Source organism: Pseudomonas nitroreducens TX1 (assembly GCF_000313755.1).
GTDB classification, from domain to species: Bacteria; Pseudomonadota; Gammaproteobacteria; order Pseudomonadales; family Pseudomonadaceae; genus Pseudomonas; species Pseudomonas nitroreducens_A.
In genome coordinates this window covers 191,738-212,767 of record NZ_AMZB01000136.1, presented here as the reverse complement: position 1 = coordinate 212,767, position 21,030 = coordinate 191,738, and the positions used below count along the sequence as shown (strand labels likewise).

Sequence of the window (21,030 nt, the reverse complement as noted above, 5' to 3'; positions counted from 1 at the left end):
ATCATTTCCCCGGCCTGTCGCTTTACTATTTCTTCCAGATTCACAGCCCGGACATCACGTCCCCCTGCGATCCGCCCAATCAGGCGCTTCGCGGCTTGCCGACCCCACAGGATCGCGCCGGCCACCGGGCTACGCACTGCCCAGAAGGCGGAGCGAGGTGAGCCGGCGCCAACAGCGACGAGCAGGACGAGATTCCACAAAGGGAGGCTGACGAGCCTCCCTTTTTTCTTGCCCGCGATCTGTCCCTCCATCTTTACCCTGACTTTACCCAGCGCCTTGCAATGCGGGCGCTGTGTCGTGGTCTATGGCATTGTCACATCACTGGTTTCGGCTGTTGCCGAAGTGAGGATTCCATGAAGTCGGGATTCGGGCGGTTCGCCTGGTTCGCTGTGCTTTCGCTGGCCGTTGCGGTCCAGGCGCTGGCGGCCGATGGGCCCGATATACAGGGGCAGGGCCATCCGTCCGCCAATGCCGGGCAATCACCGATGACCCGCCAGGGGCCGTCGCGCCCCATGGGCAACTGGCAGCCGCACCCGCCGCAGAACTCCGGCGGACAGTCGCAGAGTCGTCCGCAGGGCAACAACGGTGGGCAATGGCAGGGCCATCCCCAGGGCAATAACGGTGGGCAATGGCAGGGCCGTCCCCAGGGCAATAACGGTGGGCAATGGCAGGGTCGTCCCCAGGGCGATAATGATGGGCAATGGCACGGTAACGATGGCGGGCCGTGGCAAGGTCGTCCTTCCGCAGATGACAAGCATCAGCCCGCCCCGCGCCCTTCCGGCGACAGCGGACGCCAGTGGCAAGGCCGTCCCATTGGCGGCGGTACCACTTTGCAGTGGCAGGGTAACGACCACGGCGGCGCCGGTTGGCAAGGGGGTACCCGTCCTCCGCCGGGCGGCTGGCAAGGTCGCCCGCCGCCCTCCCACGGCAATTGGGGGCCGCATCCGTCCTACTGGCGGCCCGGGTACGTGACGGACAGCATGCCCAGCGGGCACTACCGCGTGCCCTATCGCGGTCGCGACTACTACTTCAACGACGGCTACTGGTATCGCCCCTACGGCTCGCGCTATGTGGTGGTGACCCCGCCTTACGGGGCGCGGGTGCGCTACCTGCCGTCCTACGCCGAGCAGGTCTGGATCGGCAGCATTGGCTATTTCCTCGCCGCCGGCACCTATTACATGTGGCAGGCCGGTTCACAGGATTATGAAGTGGTCGCGCCGCCCCAGCAGCAGGCCGTGGCGGCGGCGCAGTCGCCCTACGACGTGATCGCCTATCCGCTGTACGGCCAGGGGCGGGACCAGCAGGCCCGCGACCGCTATGAATGCCATGGCTGGGCGGTGCAGCAGAGCGGCTTCGACCCGGCCTCGGCGAACTACGCGCCGCCGGCCTACGTCGCCGACAACTACCGCCGCGCCCTGGGCGCCTGCCTGAGCGGGCGTGGCTATAGCGTCAACTGATGGTCTCTTTACCCACCACTTCCTGCGGGTCGGCGTGCACCAGCACCTCGGCCCGCGGGAATTCCCTGTGGATCGCCAGCACGGCTTCGTCACACAGGTGATGCGCCTTCGACAGCGACAGCTCGCCGGGCAGCTCCAGGTGCAGCTGGACGAACCAGTGGGTGCCGGAAATCCTCGTGCGCAGGTCATGGGCGCCCAGCACGCCGGGAACCTCGCGAACCAGTTGGAGCATGCGCGTGCTGACGTCGGGCGGCAGCTCTTCATCCATCAGCACCGCGACGGATTCGCGGGCGATCTGGAAGGAACTCCACAGAATGTACAGGGCGATGCCCAGGCCGAAGATGGCGTCCATCTGTTGCCAGCCGAACTGCGCCAGCAGCAGGGCGACCAGGATGCTGCTGTTGAGCAGAAGATCGGAGCGATAGTGCAGGGAGTCGGCGCGGATGGCATTGGAGCCGGTGATCTTCACTACATAACCCTGCACCATCAGCAGGCAGGCGGTGAGTGCCAGGGACAGGATCATCACCGCGATGCCCCAGCCTGCGGCTTCCACCGGTTCGGGATGTTGCAGGCGGTCGATGGCCTGGGCCCCGACCAGCAGGGCGCTGACCGCGATGAACAGCGCCTGCGCCAGCCCCGAGAGCGATTCCGCCTTGCCGTGGCCGTAGCGGTGGTCATCGTCCGCCGGGCGGATGGCGTAGTGCACTGCCAGCAGGTTGAGGAATGACGCGGCACCGTCGAGCAGCGAGTCGGTGAGGCCGGCGAGCAGGCTGACCGAGCCGCTGAGCCACCAGGCGATGGCCTTGGCGACGATCAGGGTGGTGGCGACGCCGAGCGACGCGAAGGTCGCCAGCCGCATCAGGTGGGCGTGGCTGGCATGCTTGAGCATCAGGTGTCCAGGCGGTCGGGCAGGAAGTAGATGTAGTCCAGCAGCGGCGCCTTCTGGCCCAGCGCGGTGAGCGCAGCGCTCATCTGCCCGCGGTGGTGGGTGCCGTGGTTGACCAGGTGCTGGACGATGTTCGCCAGGCTCTGGCGGTGTTCCTGCCCGGCCATGTTGCGGTAGTCCAGCTGGGTGCCGAGGGTGGCGTCGCTCTGCCTGCTCAGCCACAGGCGCCAGGCGCCGACACCGTCGTTGAGGAATTCGGCGAGGCTGGCGCGATCCGGCGCGGCCTCGGCATCGAGTCGTTCGAACTGCCAGGGCTCTCGCTGCACACGGGCGAACCAGATGCGATCGACCACCGCGAGGTGGTTGAGGGTGACGTGCAGGCTGCCGAAGAACAGCCCGCGCGGTGCGCGGTAGGCCTGTTCATCCAGCGGCGCGACGGCCTCCAGGATGCGTTCGTAGGCCCACTGGTGGTACGCCAGGAGTTGCTGAAGGTGTGAAGCGAGAGCGCCGTGCATATCAGGCCTCCGGGCGCAGGCCCAGGCTGGCGAGTTGTTGGAGGCTGCCGCTGCGCTGGATCAGACGCGGGTCGTCCAGGGGCAGGCTGCGGCCGGTTTCACGCTCGAGGATCGCCTTGAGTTTAGCCTTGTCCACGCTGCCGTCTTCACTCACGGCATCCTTGAGCTTCTCCGGTGCGACCGAGTACTTCTCGTCGGGCAGGTAGATCGCGCCGGTGGCGAAGTCTACGCCGAAGGCGATCAGGCCCGGGATGACGTAGAACAACAGGCCGACGGCATCCAGGGCGGCGACAGCCGGGTCGATGCGGCCGTCGATCTGGCCGCGGCGATCGGGGTAGAACAGGGTGCCGCAGGCAGTCAGCTGGCTGAACAGGGCGGCGCTCAGAACGGCACAGGACACTCGGGTGGCAAGACGCATGAAAAAACCTCCGGGAGGATGATGCGGACAACTATAACAACGAGTCCTGAACGGCTGCTGGCAGTTTCGCACTAGCCAGCGTTCTCGTTGCTTCTATGACTGCTGAGTTGGCACCGCGGTTCGCCCGCTATAATCGCCGCCCCCCGCGTATTCCGGGTTACCGCCTTATGAAATTGGAGTTCCAGGAGCCGGCATGAACGCCCTTCCCATCGACAGCGTCCTTCCCGCCCTGCGCCAGGCCCTGGCCGCGCGCCACGAAGTGGTGCTGGAAGCGCCGCCCGGCGCCGGCAAGACCACCCGCGTGCCGCTGGCGTTGCTGGGCGAGGCGTGGCTGGACGGACAGTCGATCCTGATGCTGGAACCGCGCCGGCTGGCAGCCCGCGCCGCCGCCGAAAGACTGGCCGCGGAACTGGGCGAGAAGGTCGGCGAGACCGTCGGCTACCGCATCCGCCTGGACAGCAGGGTCGGACCGAAGACACGCATCGAGGTGGTCACTGAAGGCATCCTCGCCCGCCGCCTGCAGGACGACCCGGCGCTGGAAGGTGTGGGGCTGGTGATCTTCGACGAATTTCACGAGCGCTCGCTGGATGCCGACCTCGCGCTGGCGCTGACGCTCAACGGTCGCGCGCTGCTGCGCGACGAGCCGCCGCTCAAGGTGCTGGTGATGTCCGCCACGCTGGAGGGCGAGCGCCTGTCCGCGCTGCTCGACGACGCGCCGGTGGTGCGCAGCGAGGGTCGCATGTTCCCGGTGGACATCCGCTGGGGGCGGCCGTGGCAGGCCGGCGAGTTCCTCGAGCCGCGCGTGGTGCAGACAGTGCAACAGGCGCTGGCGGATGAGCCCGGCAGCCTGCTGGTGTTCCTCCCCGGTCAGGCGGAGATTCGCCGCGTCGCCGAACAACTGGGCGAGGCACTGGCCGCTCGCCCCGACGTTCTCATCTGCCCGCTGCACGGCGAGCTGGACCTCGATGCCCAGCGTGCCGCCATCGAGCCCGCTCCGGTGGGCAAGCGCAAGGTCGTGCTAGCGACCAACATTGCCGAGACCAGCCTGACCATCGACGGCGTGCGGGTGGTCGTGGATGCCGGGCTGGCGCGGGTGCCGCGATTCGATCCGGGCAGTGGCATGACCCGCCTGGACACCCAGCGTATCTCCCGCGCCTCCGCCACCCAGCGCACCGGCCGTGCCGGACGACTGGAGCCGGGCGCCTGCTACCGCCTGTGGTCCGAGGCGCAGCACGATCAGTTGCCGGCCTATGGCGCGGCGGAAATCCTCCAGGCCGATCTGGCTGGCCTCGCCCTGCAACTGGCGCGCTGGGGCGTCGCCCCGCAGGAGCTGGCCTGGCTCGACCTGCCGCCCGCCGCCGCTTATGCCCAGGCGCAGGACTTGCTGGAGCGCCTTGGCGCGCTGGCCTCCCGCGCCGGTGGCGGCAGCCTCACGCCCCACGGCCAGGCCATGGCCGAGGTACCGGCGCACCCGCGTATCGCCCATCTGCTGCTGCGTGGTCATGCGCTGGGGCTGGGCGCGCTGGCCTGCGATCTCGCCGCGCTGCTCGGCGAGCGTGACATCCTGCGTGGCAACGACGCCGACCTGCACCACCGCATCGCCCTGCTGGCCGGCGAGCAGAATGCCCCGCGTGCCAGTCGCGGTGCGGTGCAGCGGGTGCGGCAGCTGGCGCGGCAGTTCAAGGGCTACCTGCGTGGCCCGGTCCGCGAACCGGTGGCCGACCCCGATCACCCGCGCTGGCTCGGCGGCCTGCTGGCATTCGCCTACCCAGACCGCATTGCCCGCCAACGCCGCGCCGGCGGTGGCGAATACCGCCTGGCCAACGGCCGCGCCGCGCAGTTCGGCGAGCCGGATGCGCTGATGAAAGAGCCCTGGCTGGTGATCGCCGACCTGGGCAGCCGCCAGGGACAGCGCGAGGAGCGCATCTACCTGGCGGCGGCGCTGGAGCCGGCGTTGTTCGAGTCGATCCTGGCCGAGCAGGTCAGCGTCCACGACGAACTGGACTGGGACGAGCGCGAAGGCGTGTTGCGGGCCGAACGCCAGCGCAAGGTCGGCGAACTGGTGCTGTCCACCGAGGCGCTGCCCAACCTGGACGCCGAGGCCCGCAGCCGCGCGCTGCTCGGGCTGGTGCGGCGCAAGGGGCTGGAGCTGCTGCCGTGGACGCCGGAATTGCGCCAGTGGCAGGCGCGCATCGCCTTGCTGCGTCGGCTCGATCTGGACGGCAAGGGCGAGAGCGAGTGGCCGGATGTCAGCGACTCCGCGCTGCTGGCTTCGCTGGACGACTGGTTGCTGCCCTACCTGGGCAAGGTTTCGCGGCTGTCGCACTTCGCCAACCTGGAGCTGAGCGGGATTCTCCACGCGCTGCTGTCCTGGCCGCTGCCGCAACGGCTGGACGAGCAGGCGCCGCGCGCGCTGCAGGTGCCGTCGGGCTCGAACATCCGCCTGGACTACAGCGAGTTTCCGCCGGTGCTTGCCGTTCGCCTGCAGGAGCTGTTCGGCCTTGCCGACACCCCGCGGATCGCGGGTGGACGGGTGGCGGTGAAGCTGCACCTGCTGTCACCGGCGCAACGCCCGGTGCAGGTGACCCAGGACCTGGCCAACTTCTGGCGCAGCACCTACGCCGAGGTGAAAAAGGACCTGAAGGGCCGTTACCCCAAGCACTACTGGCCGGACGACCCGCTGATCGCCGAGCCTACGGCGCGGGCGAAGCCGCGCAAGAGCTGAGCAGGGCCTGTTCAGGAGCAACAATTTGCAAGTCTGTACCGAGGGTTTCCCCTCTCCCTGAAGGGCGAGGGGACCGGTCGGTGCAGGAGGAATCCATGGCGTCAGCCGGCACGGACAGCTCCCTCTCCCTTCAGGGATAGGGCGGGGGAGAGGGCAGGCCCCGGCACGAAATATCAAGTCGTAGCGGGCCATGCCCGCGATCGCGCGCATGGCGCGCTCCTACAGGTGGAGCCCGCCCTCAGTGGGTGAAACGGGTGGCGATTCGGTAGGTGCGATTCATCCGGGATGGTCGGGAGTGGCGGGTGGCCAATCGCGGACGGCGTCCGCTCCTACCCATGGATCAGGCTGCATACGGTTGTGCAGCACGACCGCTTTTCCTACAGGGGGGGTGACTCGGTTCTTTCGCTCAGGGCAATTTCATGTCGTAGCCGGCCGCCTGCAGTTCGTCGTAGGCGTGGTCCAGCCGTGCGCGCAGGGCTTCGGCGTTGGGGGCGTGGCGGGAGACGATGAGCTTGGTCGGCACGCTGTACAGGTTGTCGAAGGCCAGGGGCGCCATGTTCAGCTCCCGGCGTGCCTGCTCCACCGGCGTCTGGTAGTCGATCAGGTAGTCGCCGCGGCCGCGTTCGAGCATCTGCAGGGCAGCGGCGTGGGTGCTGGTGCGGTGCACTTCCAGCTGGAGCTTCGGGTCTTCGAGCATTTCGGTGATCGGCCGCCAGTAGCTGTAGCCGCTGATCAGGATCATCCGGCTTCCGGTCAGCCCTTCGGGCAACTGCGGCGACGGGCGCGAGGCCAGGCGGTAAAGGTTCAGTTCGACGTGCCCCAGCACGCGTTCGCATTCCAGCGTGCTGTCCACCAGCTCCGGCTTGCCCGGTGCGCCGGCCCACAGCTGCACGCTGCCGTCCTGCAGGCCCAGGTAGAGGCGGGCGCTGGGCAGCGGGCGGAAGTCGGCGCGGTAGCCGGCCTTGAGCAGGATGCGCCGGACCATCTCGGCGCCGCTGCCGCGGGTGGTGCCGTCCGGGGCCGTGTAGGTGTAGGGCGGGAATTCATAGTAGCCGACGGTCAAGGCGGGCAGCGGATGCGGCAGCCGGTCGGCCAGCGTGGGCCTGTCGACGGCGAGGGCATTAAGGCAGAACAGGGCGAGGATCAGCCCGGCGAGACGGCGCAAATGCATGGATGGCCCGAGTGCTCGTTATCGTTTTTGTTCGAAGCGGGCCGAGCATGCGACCGCCACGTCGCTCCTGTCCAGCTTCCGCCAGCGACCTTGTGCCGCAGCGCTCAGTGAGGCAGCAGGAAGCGCGCGGACAGCGGCAGATGGTTGGAGATGCGCAGGGTGTCGTGGCTGCGCACGCCGGCATCGAGGCGGTTCAGGCTGGGACTGTGGAACAGGTAGTCGAGGGTGCGATCGGGCTTGTGCACGCGCGGGTCATTGGGGAAGTGGGTGTACCACTTCTCCTGCTCGGCACCGCTGGACTCCTCGACAGCTGGGACCACCGGGAAGCGCGCCGCCAGCAGGTTCAGTTCGCTGTTGGCGCGGTAGGGCGCGCGCAGCACCTCCGGCAGGTAGGGGTACTGGCCCAGCGGCAGCAGGCCGAGGTCGCCGCCTAGCAACCAGGGGCGGCCGGCAGCTTGCAGGGTGTTCAGGTGGGCTTCAACGGCCTCGACCTGGCGTTGCGGCGTGTCGTCGCCGTTGGGGCGCTCCAGCCGCGTGTTGATCACGCTGAACTGGCCACCGCCGCGGATTGGCAGGTCGCTTTGCAGCATCGCCGGCTGCGGGGCGAACAGATGCAGCAGCGGAATGGACGAGCGCTGCGGCAAGGCGATGCGCTCGCCCCCACTGATCTGGAAGCGGCTGAAGGTCACCAGCTTGCGTCCGGCGCTGCCGAATACGTGAGGGTTGGGATCGAAGCGTGCCTTCCAGTCGAAGGCGGCGGTGGAGCAGGGGTAGAGGTCGGTCAGCCGGTCGCCGATGAGCGCCTGCTGGTCCTGCTTGCCGGTGGCGGCGGCACCGTCGTCGACCTCCTGCAGCAGGACGATGTCCGGCGCTTCGTCGCGGATCACCCGCACCACTTCGTCGAGGCTGTAGGCGATGTCCTCGGGGCTGGGGCTGTCGTCGGGGCCGGTGGTGTCGGGCAGGTCGTCCCAGAAGATGTAGCGCTTGCCGGCCAGGTACTGGACGTTCCAGGTCATCACCTTCAGCGCCTGCCCCGGCTGCAGTTGCGGCGCGGGTGCACGGCACTGCACGGCGACCGCCTCGCGCTCGGCGGGGTGCCAGGCCAGCAGCCAGGCGGCAGCGGTGACGACGAGCAGCAGGGCAACCAACAATACGAAAAGTAGGCGGCGGCGAAGCGAGAGGCTCATGGGTGACCAGGGGCTATGCTTGTTGGGTCCAGAGGATAGTGGTTGCGACTTTGTATTTCACCTCTGTGTTTAATGTGGGAATTATCCTGAAACCGTGTGAGATGTAGTTCGCAAGACGTCAACATCGCGCCCTGCGGGCTTCGGGAGACTGCCATGCCCCGCCCACGCTTCTCCCATTCGACCTTCCGGCGCAAGGTGGTGCTGGTCAGCGGCGGCTGTTCCGGCATCGGTCGCGCCCTGGTGCTGCGCTTCGCCCAGGCCGGTGCGCACCCGGTGATCCTCGACCTCGACCAGGCGGCGCTGGACAGCCTGGTGCAGCACCTGCGCGAGCACCTGAACGTCGAAGCCCTCGGCCTGCGCTGCGACATCGCCGACGCTGAGGCGGTGGAGCGTGCAGTGGCGCTTGCCGTCGAGCGCTTCGGCGGCATCGACGTGCTGGTGAACAACGCCGGCATCACCCACCGCAGCCTGTTCATCGAGACCGAGCTGGCGGTCTTCCGGCGGGTGATGGCGGTGAACTTCTATGGGGCGCTGCACTGCACCCAGGCGGCGTTGCCCAGCCTGCTGGCGCGGCACGGGCAGATTGTCGTGCTCAGTTCGCTGACCGGCTTCGCCCCGCTGCTCTACCGCAGCGCCTACAACGCCAGCAAGCATGCACTGCACGGGCTGTTCGACACGCTGCGCATGGAGCTGGACGGCACGGGGGTGGCGGTCACCCTGGCGTGCCCGGGTTTCACCGCTACCGATCTGCGCAAGAACGCCCTGGTGGGCGACGGCTCGGTGATTCGCCAGCCAACCGTGGTGCTGGGCGCGGAAGTGGCCTCGCCGCGCGACGTGGCCGAGGCGATCTACCAGGGGGCCTTGCGTCGCCGGCGACTGCTGGTGCTGTCCAACGTCAACTGGCGGGCGCGCATACTGGCGCGCTTCTTCCCGCGTCTGTTCGAGAAACTGCTGGTGCCGAAGATGTCGGGGCTCAAGCCCGGAAACTGAATGTCCGGGGGCTCTTGCTCCCTCTCCCTTCAGGGAGAGGGTTGGGGAGAGGGCGCTCCCCCTCCCTAGCCCTCCCCCGCAAGCGGGAGAGGGGACCGTTGGGCAGAACGACGAACCCAGCGGCCAGGCGGCAATACCCTTTATGAAGATCCGTTCAGATCAATGCGAGTGCGTGTCGAACCCACCACCTGCCAGCGCCATGTCCCAGAACGATGCCTCGATCTTGTGCCCGTCCAGGTCGCGGATGAAGCAGCCGTAGTAAGGAGCGCCATACTGCGGGCGCGGGCCGGGCGCGCCGTCGTCGGTCGCGCCGGCGGCAATCGCGGCGCGGTAGAAAGCGTCCACTTCCTCGCGGGAATTGGCCATGAAGCCGAAATGCGTGCCGTTGCCCACGCTGGCCGGGCGGCCGTCGATGGGCGTCTGCAGCCAGAATTCGGGAAATACGCGGCCATACGCCACGGCACCGGGGTGTTCCATGATCGGCTGGCAGCCCAGGGTCGGCAGCACCGCGTCGTAGAACGCCTTGGCGCGCGGGTAATCATTGGTGCCGATGGAAATGTGCGAAAGGCAGCTGGGAGGGAAGTCGCTCACGGCGAGTCTCCTTACTCGGTGAAAGGAGACTCCAGCGTAGAACGCCAGCGCGCGGCTTGCCGGAGGATGTGTTGCGACTTGCTGCCGCTCAGGCGGCTTCGCGGCCGAGCAGGATGAAGATGCGGTAGGCGGCCACCGTCAGCAGCAGCTGGAAAAAACCGCTGAGCGAGTGCAGCGCGATGCCCAGTACCGGCGAGTCCTGGCCGGTCTCGGTGATCCAGCCTTCGGCGAGCCACACCGGCGCGAGTATCACCAGGGAGGTCATCAGCAACAGGAAGAAGTGCCCGGTAGTCTGAGCGAAGCTCTCGCGCATGGCGTCGATGGGCGCGCGGCCGCGTTGCACCAGGAGAAATTCGGCGAAGGCCAGCTTGATCATCACGAAGATGCCCGGCAGCACCATCAGGTACAGGCCGAGCACTATCAGCAGCGAGGTGATCGCCGAGAGCAGGGCGAACGCCGGCCACAACCGCAGCGCCGCGCTCCAGAGGTCGCGGACGCCGCGCTCCACGCCTTCGCCCGCGTCGATCATGAAGAGGATCAGGCTGGCGGTGTAGATCGGGTAGAACACCAGGCCCGCGGCCATGCCCCAGGGGGCGAAATTCTGCGAGCCGGCGGCAACGTTGATCTGCTGCTGCACCAGCGTCTCGATGACGATCCAGGGCAGGCACAGCGGCACCAGGGTGCCCAGATGACGGGAGAAGAAGAACCAGGTGTCGCGGAGGATGGAGAGGGGATTCATCAGTAACCCGATACTGTCCGAGGGCTTCGACTCTAACTTAAGCAAACCCTCAGCTGAAGACGCCAGAATTCTGCGATCGGAACTTGTTTTTTTGCGAGCCGATCCAATGTTGCAGAGGCAACGTTCTGCCGAACCACCCGCTCACTCGAGGCCTGCCATGAATTCCGAAGAGCAATCCCTGATCGATGGTCTGTTCACCCGCCTGCGCGACGCCGAGGCGCAGACCGCGCCGCGCGATGCCCAGGCCGAGGCGCAGATCAACCGGCACCTGGTGCAACAGCCGGCGGCGCCGTACTACATGGCCCAGGCGATGCTGATCCAGGAAGCGGCGATCAAGCGCCTGGACCAGCGCGTCAAGGAGCTGGAAGCCCAGGCGAAGGAGAGCCGTCCGAGCAGCGGCGGCTTCCTCGCCGGCCTGTTCGGTGGTGGCCAGAGCCAGGAGCCGCGTCCGGCGCAAACCCAGCAGCGCCCCGACGGCTGGGGGCAGACGCGTTTCTCCCAGCCCGGCGGCAGCGCCGGTTACGCCAGCAATCCCAACGACTTCCGTCCGTCCCAGCCTGCCCAGGCCGCGCCCCAGGGCGGCGGTTTCCTGCGCGGCGCGTTGCAGACCGCGGCCGGCGTGGCTGGCGGCGTGATGGTGGCTGACCTGCTGACCAGCATGTTCCACCACAACCAGCCGCAGGAAATCGTCGAGGTGATCCAGGAGCAGGCACCGGTGCAGCCGGAGCCGTCGAACTTCGATGATTCGCGGACGGACGACGACTCCTTTGGCGGCGGCGACCGCTATGCCGACAGCAACTTCAGTGACGCCAACTACGACGACGGTGACGACTCCGGCTTCTTCGGCGGCGACGACGGCGACCTGTTCAGCTGAGCCGCCCGCCCGCCGGGACTGGCGGGGGCGCGCCGCTGTGCCGATAATGCGCCCCCGCTGTTCGAGTCCCGGAGTCACCGTTGAAGACCATCGCCCTGTTCGCCGACGTGCAGAACCTCTACTACACCGTGCGTCAGGCCTACGGCTGCCACTTCAACTACGCCGCCCTGTGGGCCGAGCTGAGTGCCCAGGGCATTATCGTCCAGGCCTACGCCTACGCCATCGACCGCGGCGACGCGAAGCAGCAGCAGTTCCAGCAGATCCTGCGCAAGCTGGGCTTCACCGTGAAGCTCAAGCCCTATATCCAGCGCGCCGACGGTTCGGCCAAGGGCGACTGGGACGTCGGCATCACCATCGACATCCTCGACGCCGCGCCGAACGTGGACGAGATCGTCCTGGCCTCTGGCGACGGCGATTTCGACCTGCTGCTCGACCGTGTCCGCGCTGGCGGCACCGACGCCACCGCCTACGGCGTGCCGGGCCTCACCGCCCAGGCGCTGATCCGCGCGGCCAGCCGCTACGTGCCCATCGAAGGCGCGCTGCTGCTGCGTTCCTGACCCTGCGGCTACAATGCCGCCCATTCGAATCGTTTTTCGCGAGCGCTCCATGACCTTCGCCAACCTTGGCCTGATCGATCCCCTCCTGCGCGCCCTCGACGGGCTTGGCTACCAGAACCCGACGGCGGTGCAGGCCCAGGCCATCCCGGCCGTGCTCAAGGGCCGCGACCTGCTCGCCGCTGCCCAGACCGGCACCGGCAAGACCGCCGGTTTCGCCCTGCCGCTGCTGCAGAAGTTGCTGCAGGAGGGCCCGCAGGTGGCGGCGAATTCCATCCGCGCGCTGGTGCTGGTGCCGACCCGCGAGCTGGCGGAGCAGGTGCACGAGAGCTTCCGCGCCTACGGCCAGCACGTGCCGCTGCGCACCGCCGTGGCCTACGGTGGGGTCAGCATCAACCCGCAGATGATGAAGCTGCGCAAGGGTGTCGACGTATTGGTGGCCACCCCCGGCCGCTTGCTCGACCTGTACCGCCAGAACGCGCTGAAATTCACCCAGCTGCAGGTGCTGGTGCTGGACGAAGCCGACCGCATGCTCGACCTGGGTTTTGCCCGCGAGCTGGACGAAATCTTCGCCGCGCTGCCCAGGCGCCGGCAGACGCTGCTGTTCTCCGCGACCTTCTCCGACGCCATCCGCCAGATGGCGCGCAATCTGTTGCGCGACCCGTTGACCATCGACGTGGCGCCGCGCAACACGGCGGCGAAGACGGTGAAGCAACACCTGATCACCGTAGACAAGAAGCGCAAGGCCGAACTCTTCCTGCACCTGCTGCGCGAGCAGGGCTGGCGCCAGGCGCTGGTGTTCGCCAAGACCCGCAAGGGCGTCGACGAGCTGGTCGGCGTGCTGCAAGAGGAAGGCATCCGCGCCGACTCGATCCATGGCGACAAGCCGCAACCGGCACGCCTGCGCGCCCTGGCGCGGTTCAAGACCGGCGAAGTGGACTTTTTGATCGCCACCGACGTCGCCGCCCGTGGCCTGGACATCGAGGAGATGCCGCTGGTGGTCAACTTCGACCTGCCCATCGTCCCCGAGGATTACGTACACCGCATCGGCCGCACCGGCCGTGCCGGCGCCAGCGGTCAGGCGATCTCGCTGGTCTGCGCCGACGAAGTGCAGCAGTTGGCGGCCATCGAGACGCTGATCGGCCAGACGCTGCAACGCCAGGAAGAAGATGGCTTCGAGGCGGAACACCGGGTACCCGTCACCGCCCCCGGCGGCCAGGTCATGAAGAAGCCGAAGAAGCCCAAGCAACCCAAGGTGCCCGAAGGCAAGCCGGGCAAGGTGCACCTCGGCTCGCTGCTGGACGACAAACCGCAGGTCAAGGCGGTGCGCAAGGCGCCGGGGTTCGGGCTCGGTGGCAAAGCGGCAGGCGGCAAGCCCGCCGCTGGCAAGTCGTCGTCCGGCAAGCCGGGTGGCGGCAAGGGCGGTCGCCGCCCCTGAGCCGATAAGGCGCGCGCCTGCTTCATCGCGGTGCGCGGCCGAGGCCGGATCAGTTGCTGTCGTCAGGCGTGGCGGGGCTTTGCCGGGTGTGGCGCAAAAGCTGCATTTCCGTGTGGAATCCCGAACGCCTATAGTGTGCCCATTGCGCACACAACAAGAACGACAGCCCATGCGCCACAAGGAACTCAAAGCCTGGACCGGCGGAGTCGCCCACCTGCTCCCGCTGGCTTCCGGTCGCCCGCGCCTGCTCGGCCTCAGCCAGTGGCTGCAGCAGGTCTGCGCGGTGGATAACTTCGTGCTCTTCGTCTACGAGGGCAACCACCGGCCACTGGACCTGTTCGACACCTTCCCGGCCGATGTCCGACACGTCTACGTCGAGGACTACCAGGCCGGCCCCTACCTGCTCGATCCTTTCTACCTTGCCTGCACGCGCAACCAGCCACCGGGGCTATGGCGCCTGCGGCAGTTCGCGCCGGACCACTTCTACCTGGGCGAGTACTACCAGACCTACTACCAGCAGACTGGCCTGACCGAGGAGATCGCCTTCTTCGTCGACCTCGCCGATGGCGCCACAGCCGTGCTCTCGTTGATGCGCAAGACCTCCAGCCCCGCCTTCAGCCGCGACGAGATGCAGCTGCTGGAGTGCGCACGGCCGGTGGTCGAGCAGGTGGTGCGCGAGGCCTGGGAGCTGCGGCGTGCGCAACCGCGCCCGGCGCAGGACCTGGACTACCAGATCCGCGAGGCTTTCGACCAGTTCGGCGCGCAGTTGCTCACGCCGCGCGAGCAGGAGATCGTCCAGCTATTGCTGCGTGGCCACTCCAGCGCCTCGGTGGCGGAGCAGCTGGACATCAGCCCCGGCACGGTGAAGATCCACCGCAAGAACCTCTACGCCAAGCTCGGTATCGGCAGTCAGTCGGAGCTGCTCGGGCTGTTCATCCGCGAGTTGGCGGGGCGGGATGCGGCGGGTGGGATGCGCGCGGTGGGGTGAGCAGACCTCCGGCGAAATCCGTGTCTGGGTTTCCCTCTCCCTAACCCTCTCCCTGAAGGGAGAGGGGACTGGTTCGGTGCAGGTTCAAGTTGATGCGTCAGCCGGCACGGATGGCTCCCTCTCCCTTCAGGGAGAGGGCGGGGGAGAGGGTTAGAGCTTGTGCCGAACTTTCCCCGTGGGCCTATCCAATCCCGCCATCTATCCCCCGAGGGATATATACACCCCGAAAGCCGCGTTGCTAGCGTGAGCCCCAACAAGAACAAAGTGGGAGCGCGCAGTGATGGAAAGCGGTCAGGACTTCGATATCGAATTCCGTAACGTGGTCAAGCGCTACGGCAGCGTGCCGGCGGTCAACGGGCTGAGTTTCAAGGTCAAGCGCGGCGCTTTCCATTCCTTCCTTGGCAGCTCCGGCTGCGGCAAGACCACCACCCTGCGGATGATTGCCGGCTTCGAACAGCCCAGCGAAGGCGAGGTGCTGCTGGCCGGCCAGGCGGTGGCCGGGGTGCCGGCGCACCAGCGCCCGGTGAACATGGTGTTCCAGCATTACGCGCTGTTTCCTCACCTGACCGTTGCCGAGAACATCGCCTACGGCCTGCGCTACCGCACGCCGCGCCCCGATCGTGCGCAGCAGCGCCGCATGGCCGACGAGGCGCTGGAGATGGTGCGCCTGTCCGGCTTCGGCACGCGCAAGCCACATGAGCTTTCCGGCGGCCAGCAACAGCGCGTGGCACTGGCCCGTGCATTGGTGAACAAGCCCACCGTACTGCTGCTCGACGAGCCGCTGGCGGCGCTGGACCGCAAGCTGCGCAAGGAGATGCAGTCGGAGCTGCTGCGCCTGCAGCGCGAGGTCGGCATCACCTTCGTGCTGGTCACCCATGACCAGGAAGAGGCGCTGTCGATGAGCGACAGCATCAGCATCATGAAGGACGGCCTGATCATCCAGACCGCCACCCCCGAGGCGCTCTACGAGACCCCGGCGAGCCGCTACGTGGCCGACTTCATCGGCGAGTCCAACCTGTTCGCGGGCACTGTGCGCCGCCTCGATTCCGGCCGTGTGGTGCTGGGCACGCCGGCGGGACTGGAACTGAGCAGCCCGCCGACACCCACCGGCCCCTCGCTGGCGCCCCAGGCCGAGGGCTGTATCGCCGTGCGCCCCGAGCTGGTCGGCATCGCCGCCGTCGATTCGGACCTGCAGCGCGAGGTGCGCCTGAAGGGGCGCGTCGAAGATCGCATCTACCTGGGCAACCTCACCGAATACCGCGTGCGCACCGACGCTTTCGGCATCGTCTGCGTGCGCGTGCCGCGCAAGGCGGGGGGCGAGGCGGAAGCCTTCGAGCACGGCGCGCCAGTGCAGGTCGGCTGGAACCAGGCCAGCGGCCTGGCCATGGCCCTTTGAGTTCGATGATTCAACCATAACGACAATCAGCAGACAGGCGGGGAGTGACGATGGACAAGAAGAGCTTCATCAAGACGATGCGCAGCTGGGAAAACGGCTCCATCACGCGGCGCGACTTCCTCGGCAGGACCGGTCTCGGCCTGGCGATGGCGGTGGTCGCCGCCAACACCCCTGGTCTGCTGACCGGCAAGGCCTACGCGGCCGAGGGCAGCAATATCGGTGACCGGCTCGCGCTGGCCACCTGGCCGAACTACCACAGCCAGGAAAACTTCGACGCCTTCGCCAAGGCCACGGGCGCGCGCGTACAGATGAACGTGTTCGGCTCCAACGAGGAGATGCTCGCCAAGCTGCAGGCCGGCGGCAGCGGCTGGGACGTCTTCGTGCCGACCAACTACACCATCAGCACCTACGTGCAGCTCGGGCTGATCGAACCGCTGGACCTCTCGCGCATCCCCAACTTCGACCCCAAGGCCTTCGAGGAGCGCTTCATGGCCCAGGGCACGGTGGACGGCAAGGTCTACGCGGTGCCGAAGAACTGGGGCACCACCGGCATCGTCTATGACGCCAGCAAGGTCAAGGGCAATCCGGATTCCTGGAAGCAGTTCTGGGACCTGACCCTCACCAGCGCCTCCGGCCGCACCATCGTCCACGACTACCAGCTCACCGCCATCGGCAACGCGCTCAAGTACTACGGCTACAGCTTCAACTCGCTGGACCCGAAGGAACTGGCCGAGGCCGAGAAACTGCTGATCCAGGCCAAGCCGCACCTGTTCGCGATCAACTCCGACATCCAGCCCTCGTTGCGCAACGGCGACGCCTGGATGGCCATGGCCTGGACCGGCGACGCCTCGCAGCTGCACCGCGACAACCCGGACATGACCTTCGTGCTGGGCAAGGAGGGCGGCGAGATCTGGAGCGACTTCTTCGCCATTCCCAAGGGCGCCGAGCACAAGGATGCCGCCTACGCGTTCATCAACTACCTGCTCGATCCGCAGCACAACAAGCTGGAGGTGCTCTCCCACGGCTACCCGAGCGGGGACAAGCGCGTCGATGCGCTGCTCTCCAGGGAGATGCTCGACGACCCGATCATGTACCCGGCGGCCGAGCGTCTTTCGCCGCTGGAATTCGGCGCCGCGGCGACCCTCACCAGCCCGGCGCGCGCCGAGCTGATGGCGCGCTTCAAGGCCGCCTGAGAACTGTAGGAGCGAGCTTGCTCGCGAACCGCCCAGCTCCCGAGCTGCCGGTGAGTTCTTTCGCGAGCAAGCTCGCTCCTACAGGGGAACTGCGTAACCCCATGCGTAGGGAATCGAACATGAACATCGCTGTCAGCGCTCCGTTGCCGCAGACCCGGCCGACGCCCACGGTCTCGCGTGCGAAAAGCCTCGGTCGGCGTGTCACCTGGCTGCTGCTTTTGCCCTCCACCCTGTGGTTCCTGCTGCTGCTCCTGATGCCGCTGGTGATCATCCTGGTCTTCAGCTTCGGCGAGCGCAGCGCAGTGGGCGGCTACGGTGGCGGGCTGACGCTGGAGAACTACCTGAACCTCGGCTCCCGCGCCCAGGCCTTCTGGAACACCCTGACCCTGGCGCCGCTGGGCACCCTGGCCTGTCTGCTGGCGGCCTACCCGCTGGCCTACTTCCTGGCGGTGAAGGTGCGGCGCAACAAGTCACTGTTGCTGACCCTGGTGATCGTGCCGTTCTGGACCAGCTTCCTGATCCGCACCTATGCCTGGATCTTCATTCTCAGCGGCCGCGGCATCCCGGCGCTGCTGGAGAGCTTCGGCATCGCCGACGTGCGCCTGATCAACACGCCCTACGCGGTGCTGATCGGCATCGTCTACGGCTACCTGCCGCTGATGGTGTTCCCCATCTACGTGACCCTGGAGAAGCTCGACAAACGCCTGCTGGAAGCCTCGGGCGACCTGGGCGCCAGCGCCTTCGAGACCTTCCGCCGGATCACCCTGCCGCTGTCGGCACCGGGGGTGATCACCGGGGTGATGCTGGTGTTCATCCTGCTCATGGGCGAGTTCCTGATCCCGGCCATTCTCGGTGGCGGCAAGGTGTTCTTCGTCGGCAACGCCCTGGTCGACCTGTTCCTGCAATCGCGCAACTGGCCGTTCGGCAGCGCGGTGGCGATGACCCTGGTGGCGATGATGCTGGCGATCATCGGCGTCTACCTGAAACTCGTGGCCCGCTACGGCGGCTCGCGCAACGACGGGGTGCTCTGACATGTGGCTGCGCGGTTATTCCACCTCGGTCTACCTGTTCCTCTACGCGCCCATTGCGCTGATCATGCTCTTCGCCTTCAACGCCGGGCGCAGCGGGCTGAGCTTCCAGTGCTGCTCGGTGCAGTGGTTCGGTCGCGCCTTCGGCAACCCGTTCATCATGGAAGCGCTGGGCAACAGCGCGATGATCGCCTTCTGCTCTGCGCTGATCGCCACACTGTTCGGTACCCTCGCGGTGTTCGGCCTGCAGCGGGTCGGCAAGCGCGTGCGCCTGCTGTTCGACGCGCTGACCTACTGCGCGATCATCGTGCCGGGCATTGTCATCGGCATTGCCACGCTGATCGCCTTCATCACCCTGTTCGACGTGCTCAACCCGCTGCTGGCGCTGCTGGACATCGGCCTGCCGAAGCTCAACATGGGCTTCGGCACCGTGGTCGCGGCGCACTCGCTGTTCACCATGGCGCTGGTCATGGTGATCGTCCGCACCCGTGTCGAGGCGATGGACAAGTCGCTGCTGGAAGCGTCCGCCGACCTCTATGCGCCGCCGCTGGACACCTTCTGGCGGGTGACCCTGCCGCAGATCGCCCCGGCCATCCTCGCCGGCTTCCTGCTGGCGTTCACCTTCAGCTTCGACGATTTCATCATCGCCTTCTTCGTGGCCGGCTCCGAGACCACGCTGCCGATCTACATCTTCTCGTCGATCCGCCGAGGCATCACACCGGAGATCAATGCCATCTCCACGGTGATCATCTGCGCCTCGCTGGCGCTGCTGTTCACCTCCCGCTACCTGCAGAACCGCCGCACCGGCGTTCAGGCCGCCTGAGGGCCGACTTCAAGGAGACTCGAGGATGCGCGACCAGCTCTACATCAACGGGCAATGGGTCAGGCCGGACCTGGGCGGCCGCTTCACCAGCTTCGACCCGGCCACCGGGCAGCCCCTGCAGGACGTGCCGGCGGCGACCGAGGAAGACATCGACCACGCGGTACGCGCGGCGCGCACCGCGTTCAATCGCGGCTGGGGCCAGAGCCGTGGCGCCGAGCGCGCCGAATGGTTGGAAGCGCTCGCCGCTGAACTGGAACGCAACCAGGGCTCACTGGCCGAGCTGGAAGTGCGCGACAACGGCAAGCCGCTGCCCGAGGCACAGTGGGACGTGGCCGACGCCATCGGTTGCTTCCGCTACTACGCCGAGCTGGCGCGGGAACTGGATGAGCGCCAGGACCAGACTCTGCCACTGCCCGACGAGCGCTTCCGCTGCCGCATCCGCCAGGAGCCGGTGGGCGTCGCCGGGCAGATCATTCCCTGGAACTACCCGCTGCTGATGGCGGCCTGGAAGGTCGCGCCGGCCCTGGCGGCAGGCGCCACCTGCGTGCTCAAACCGTCCGAGCTGACGCCGCTGAGTGCACTGGAACTGGCCGCTGCGGCGGATGCCGTGGGCCTGCCGGCGGGCGTGCTCAACGTGCTGCCGGGCCTCGGCGCGGAAGCCGGCGGACCGCTCAGCCAGCATCCGGGGGTGGACAAGCTGGCCTTCACCGGCAGCGTGCCGACCGGCTCGCGGATCATGTCGGCGGCAGCCCAGGACATCAAGAACGTCAGCCTGGAGCTGGGCGGCAAGTCGGCCTTCATCGTCTTCGACGACAGCGACGTCGAGGCGGCGGTGGAGTGGATCCTGTTCGGCATTTTTTGGAACCAGGGCCAGGTGTGCAGCGCCACCTCGCGCCTGCTGGTGCAGGAGGGCATCGCCCCGCGGCTGATCGAGCGTCTGGTGGAGGCGACTCGCGCCATCACCATCGGTAATGGCCTGCAGCCCGGGGTGCTGCTCGGCCCGTTGGTCAGCCAGGGGCAGCACGAGAAGGTGCTGGGCTTCGTCGAGAAGGGCCGCGCCAGTGGCGCCAGGCTGCTCACTGGCGGCAAGCGCCCGGCGGGGCTGGAGCAGGGCTGGTTCATCGAGCCGGCGATCTTCGACGAACCCGCCGAGGATGCGCTGATCTGGCGCGAGGAAATCTTCGGCCCAGTGCTCTGCGTGAAGCGCTTCAAGACCGAGGCCGAGGCCCTGCGCCTGGCCAACGACAGCCGCTTCGGCCTGGCCGGCGCGGTGATGTCGGGCGACCCGCAGCGCGCCGCGCGGGTGGCCGACGGGCTGCGAGCGGGGATCGTCTGGATCAATTGCTCGCAGCCCACCTTCACCCAGGCGCCCTGGGGCGGCATGAAGCACAGCGGCATCGGCCGCGAGCTGGGCGTGTGGGGGCTGGAGAACTACCTGGAGGTGAAGCAGGTGACCGAGTACATCTCGGATCAGCCCTGGGGCTGGTACCTGAAATAGCTCCTGCAGTCCCCCGTCATTTCCCGTCGTGTAGGAGCGGATCTTATCCGCGATCCGGCCGACAGGCCGGTGCCCCGTCCAGCCTCCCGGCTGCGCCGGGAGTTCGCGGATGAGATCCGCTCCTACGAGAGCAGGAGCGCACTGCGCAATCAGTCGAGGTCATGCCCGATCCGCCAGAGCACGCCGCTCGGGTCGTGCAGAGTGAAGTCGCGCATCCTCCATGGCTGGTCCTGCAGGGCGCCCAGGCGCACGCCGTAGCGCTCGGCGAGGCCGGAGCCGCGGACCTTGGCGTACCAGGCATCGGCGTCCTCCACCAGCAGGTGCAGCATCAGGTTCTCGGCGAATTCCTTGACGTAGTAGTTCTGCAGCAGGAAGGCGCAACGGTCGCCGTGATGGAAGTAGGCGAGCTCCTCGGAGTTCCAGGGCGAGAGGAATCCCAGCTCCTTGTAGAACTGCTGGGAGAGTGCGAAATCGCGGGCGGGGACGAAGACCTTCAGTTCAACGCTGGCAGTGCTCATGGGGCAACCTTCCTGGTTCATGCGTGAGCAGGCTTTCTCGA

20 protein-coding genes are annotated in these 21,030 nt (G+C 67.3%); 12 read left to right on the top strand and 8 right to left on the bottom strand.

All coding sequences use genetic code 11. The features are described from left to right. Positions 1-353 precede the first annotated feature (353 nt). On the top strand, positions 354-1,457 hold the full coding sequence (locus C167_RS35330; protein ID WP_081596736.1) for a DUF6515 family protein: 1,104 nt from the start codon (positions 354-356) through the stop codon (positions 1,455-1,457). Here the strand turns inward: C167_RS35330 and C167_RS0128650 are convergent. Genes C167_RS0128650 through C167_RS0128640 form a run of 3 tightly spaced genes read right to left on the bottom strand, consistent with a single transcriptional unit; the run spans position 1,450 to position 3,276 of the window. Beyond that, positions 1,450-2,346, bottom strand: a complete 897-nt coding sequence (locus C167_RS0128650; RefSeq protein WP_017521768.1) for a cation diffusion facilitator family transporter — start codon at positions 2,344-2,346, stop codon at positions 1,450-1,452. The two genes, C167_RS35330 and C167_RS0128650, sit on opposite strands and share 8 nt — an antisense overlap. Continuing rightward, positions 2,346-2,858 carry a DinB family protein gene (locus C167_RS0128645; protein WP_017521767.1) on the bottom strand — a complete coding sequence of 171 codons (513 nt, stop codon included), beginning with the start codon at positions 2,856-2,858 and terminating at the stop codon, positions 2,346-2,348. The genes C167_RS0128650 and C167_RS0128645 overlap by 1 nt, the downstream gene beginning before the upstream one ends. Position 2,859: 1 nt before the next feature. Further along, positions 2,860-3,276 (bottom strand): polyribonucleotide nucleotidyltransferase (polynucleotide phosphorylase), encoded by a 417-nt coding sequence (locus C167_RS0128640; RefSeq protein ID WP_017521766.1) that lies wholly within the window; start codon positions 3,274-3,276, stop codon positions 2,860-2,862. 193 nt (positions 3,277-3,469) lie between these two features. On the opposite strand from C167_RS0128640, the gene hrpB reads away from it, so the two are divergent. Further along, on the top strand, positions 3,470-6,001 hold the full coding sequence (gene hrpB, locus C167_RS0128635) for an ATP-dependent helicase HrpB (protein WP_017521765.1): 2,532 nt from the start codon (positions 3,470-3,472) through the stop codon (positions 5,999-6,001). A gap of 406 nt (positions 6,002-6,407) precedes the next feature. Here hrpB and C167_RS33060 read toward each other — a convergent pair whose 3' ends face one another. Both C167_RS33060 and C167_RS0128625 read right to left on the bottom strand, forming a co-directional pair. After that, positions 6,408-7,172, bottom strand: coding sequence for a substrate-binding periplasmic protein (locus C167_RS33060; RefSeq protein ID WP_017521764.1), 765 nt, complete (start codon positions 7,170-7,172; stop codon positions 6,408-6,410). A gap of 104 nt (positions 7,173-7,276) precedes the next feature. Further along, on the bottom strand, positions 7,277-8,359 hold the full coding sequence (locus tag C167_RS0128625) for an endonuclease/exonuclease/phosphatase family protein (protein WP_017521763.1): 1,083 nt from the start codon (positions 8,357-8,359) through the stop codon (positions 7,277-7,279). Positions 8,360-8,512: 153 nt separating this feature from the next. Here C167_RS0128625 and C167_RS0128620 point away from each other — a divergent pair, with 153 nt between their 5' ends. Beyond that, positions 8,513-9,349 (top strand): SDR family oxidoreductase, encoded by an 837-nt coding sequence (locus C167_RS0128620; protein ID WP_017521762.1) that lies wholly within the window; start codon positions 8,513-8,515, stop codon positions 9,347-9,349. A 159-nt stretch (positions 9,350-9,508) separates the two neighbouring features. Here the strand turns inward: C167_RS0128620 and C167_RS0128615 are convergent, their stop codons facing one another. Further along, on the bottom strand, positions 9,509-9,940 hold the full coding sequence (locus C167_RS0128615) for a VOC family protein (protein WP_017521761.1): 432 nt from the start codon (positions 9,938-9,940) through the stop codon (positions 9,509-9,511). Positions 9,941-10,028: 88 nt separating this feature from the next. Then, positions 10,029-10,679: a hypothetical protein gene (locus C167_RS0128610; protein WP_017521760.1), complete on the bottom strand. Its 651-nt coding sequence runs from the start codon at positions 10,677-10,679 to the stop codon at positions 10,029-10,031. A 157-nt stretch (positions 10,680-10,836) separates the two neighbouring features. Here C167_RS0128610 and C167_RS0128605 point away from each other — a divergent pair, with 157 nt between their 5' ends. The 9 genes from C167_RS0128605 (at position 10,837) to C167_RS0128565 (ending at position 20,471) form a co-directional block, all read left to right on the top strand. Further along, a complete protein-coding gene (locus tag C167_RS0128605; RefSeq protein ID WP_017521759.1) occupies positions 10,837-11,553 on the top strand; it encodes a DUF2076 domain-containing protein in 717 nt (238 codons plus the stop codon). An 80-nt stretch (positions 11,554-11,633) separates the two neighbouring features. Continuing rightward, on the top strand, positions 11,634-12,110 hold the full coding sequence (locus tag C167_RS0128600) for an NYN domain-containing protein (protein WP_017521758.1): 477 nt from the start codon (positions 11,634-11,636) through the stop codon (positions 12,108-12,110). Between the two features lie 49 nt (positions 12,111-12,159). Next, positions 12,160-13,545 (top strand): DEAD/DEAH box helicase, encoded by a 1,386-nt coding sequence (locus tag C167_RS0128595; protein WP_017521757.1) that lies wholly within the window; start codon positions 12,160-12,162, stop codon positions 13,543-13,545. 169 nt (positions 13,546-13,714) lie between these two features. Then, positions 13,715-14,533, top strand: a complete 819-nt coding sequence (locus C167_RS0128590; RefSeq protein WP_017521756.1) for a helix-turn-helix transcriptional regulator — start codon at positions 13,715-13,717, stop codon at positions 14,531-14,533. Between the two features lie 280 nt (positions 14,534-14,813). Continuing rightward, positions 14,814-15,929 (top strand): ABC transporter ATP-binding protein, encoded by a 1,116-nt coding sequence (locus C167_RS0128585; protein ID WP_017521755.1) that lies wholly within the window; start codon positions 14,814-14,816, stop codon positions 15,927-15,929. 50 nt (positions 15,930-15,979) lie between these two features. After that, complete coding sequence (locus tag C167_RS0128580) at positions 15,980-17,122, top strand: ABC transporter substrate-binding protein (protein ID WP_017521754.1); 1,143 nt, start codon at positions 15,980-15,982, stop codon at positions 17,120-17,122. A 119-nt stretch (positions 17,123-17,241) separates the two neighbouring features. Further along, positions 17,242-18,153: an ABC transporter permease gene (locus C167_RS0128575; protein ID WP_017521753.1), complete on the top strand. Its 912-nt coding sequence runs from the start codon at positions 17,242-17,244 to the stop codon at positions 18,151-18,153. A gap of 1 nt (position 18,154) precedes the next feature. Further along, positions 18,155-18,973 (top strand): ABC transporter permease, encoded by an 819-nt coding sequence (locus tag C167_RS0128570; protein WP_017521752.1) that lies wholly within the window; start codon positions 18,155-18,157, stop codon positions 18,971-18,973. A 25-nt stretch (positions 18,974-18,998) separates the two neighbouring features. Continuing rightward, the gene (locus C167_RS0128565; protein WP_017521751.1) at positions 18,999-20,471 is read left to right on the top strand and encodes an aldehyde dehydrogenase family protein; all 1,473 of its coding nucleotides are present in this window, start codon (positions 18,999-19,001) and stop codon (positions 20,469-20,471) included. Positions 20,472-20,620: 149 nt separating this feature from the next. Here C167_RS0128565 and C167_RS0128560 read toward each other — a convergent pair whose 3' ends face one another. Further along, positions 20,621-20,989: a VOC family protein gene (locus C167_RS0128560; protein ID WP_017521750.1), complete on the bottom strand. Its 369-nt coding sequence runs from the start codon at positions 20,987-20,989 to the stop codon at positions 20,621-20,623. Between the last annotated feature and the right edge of the window lie 41 nt (positions 20,990-21,030).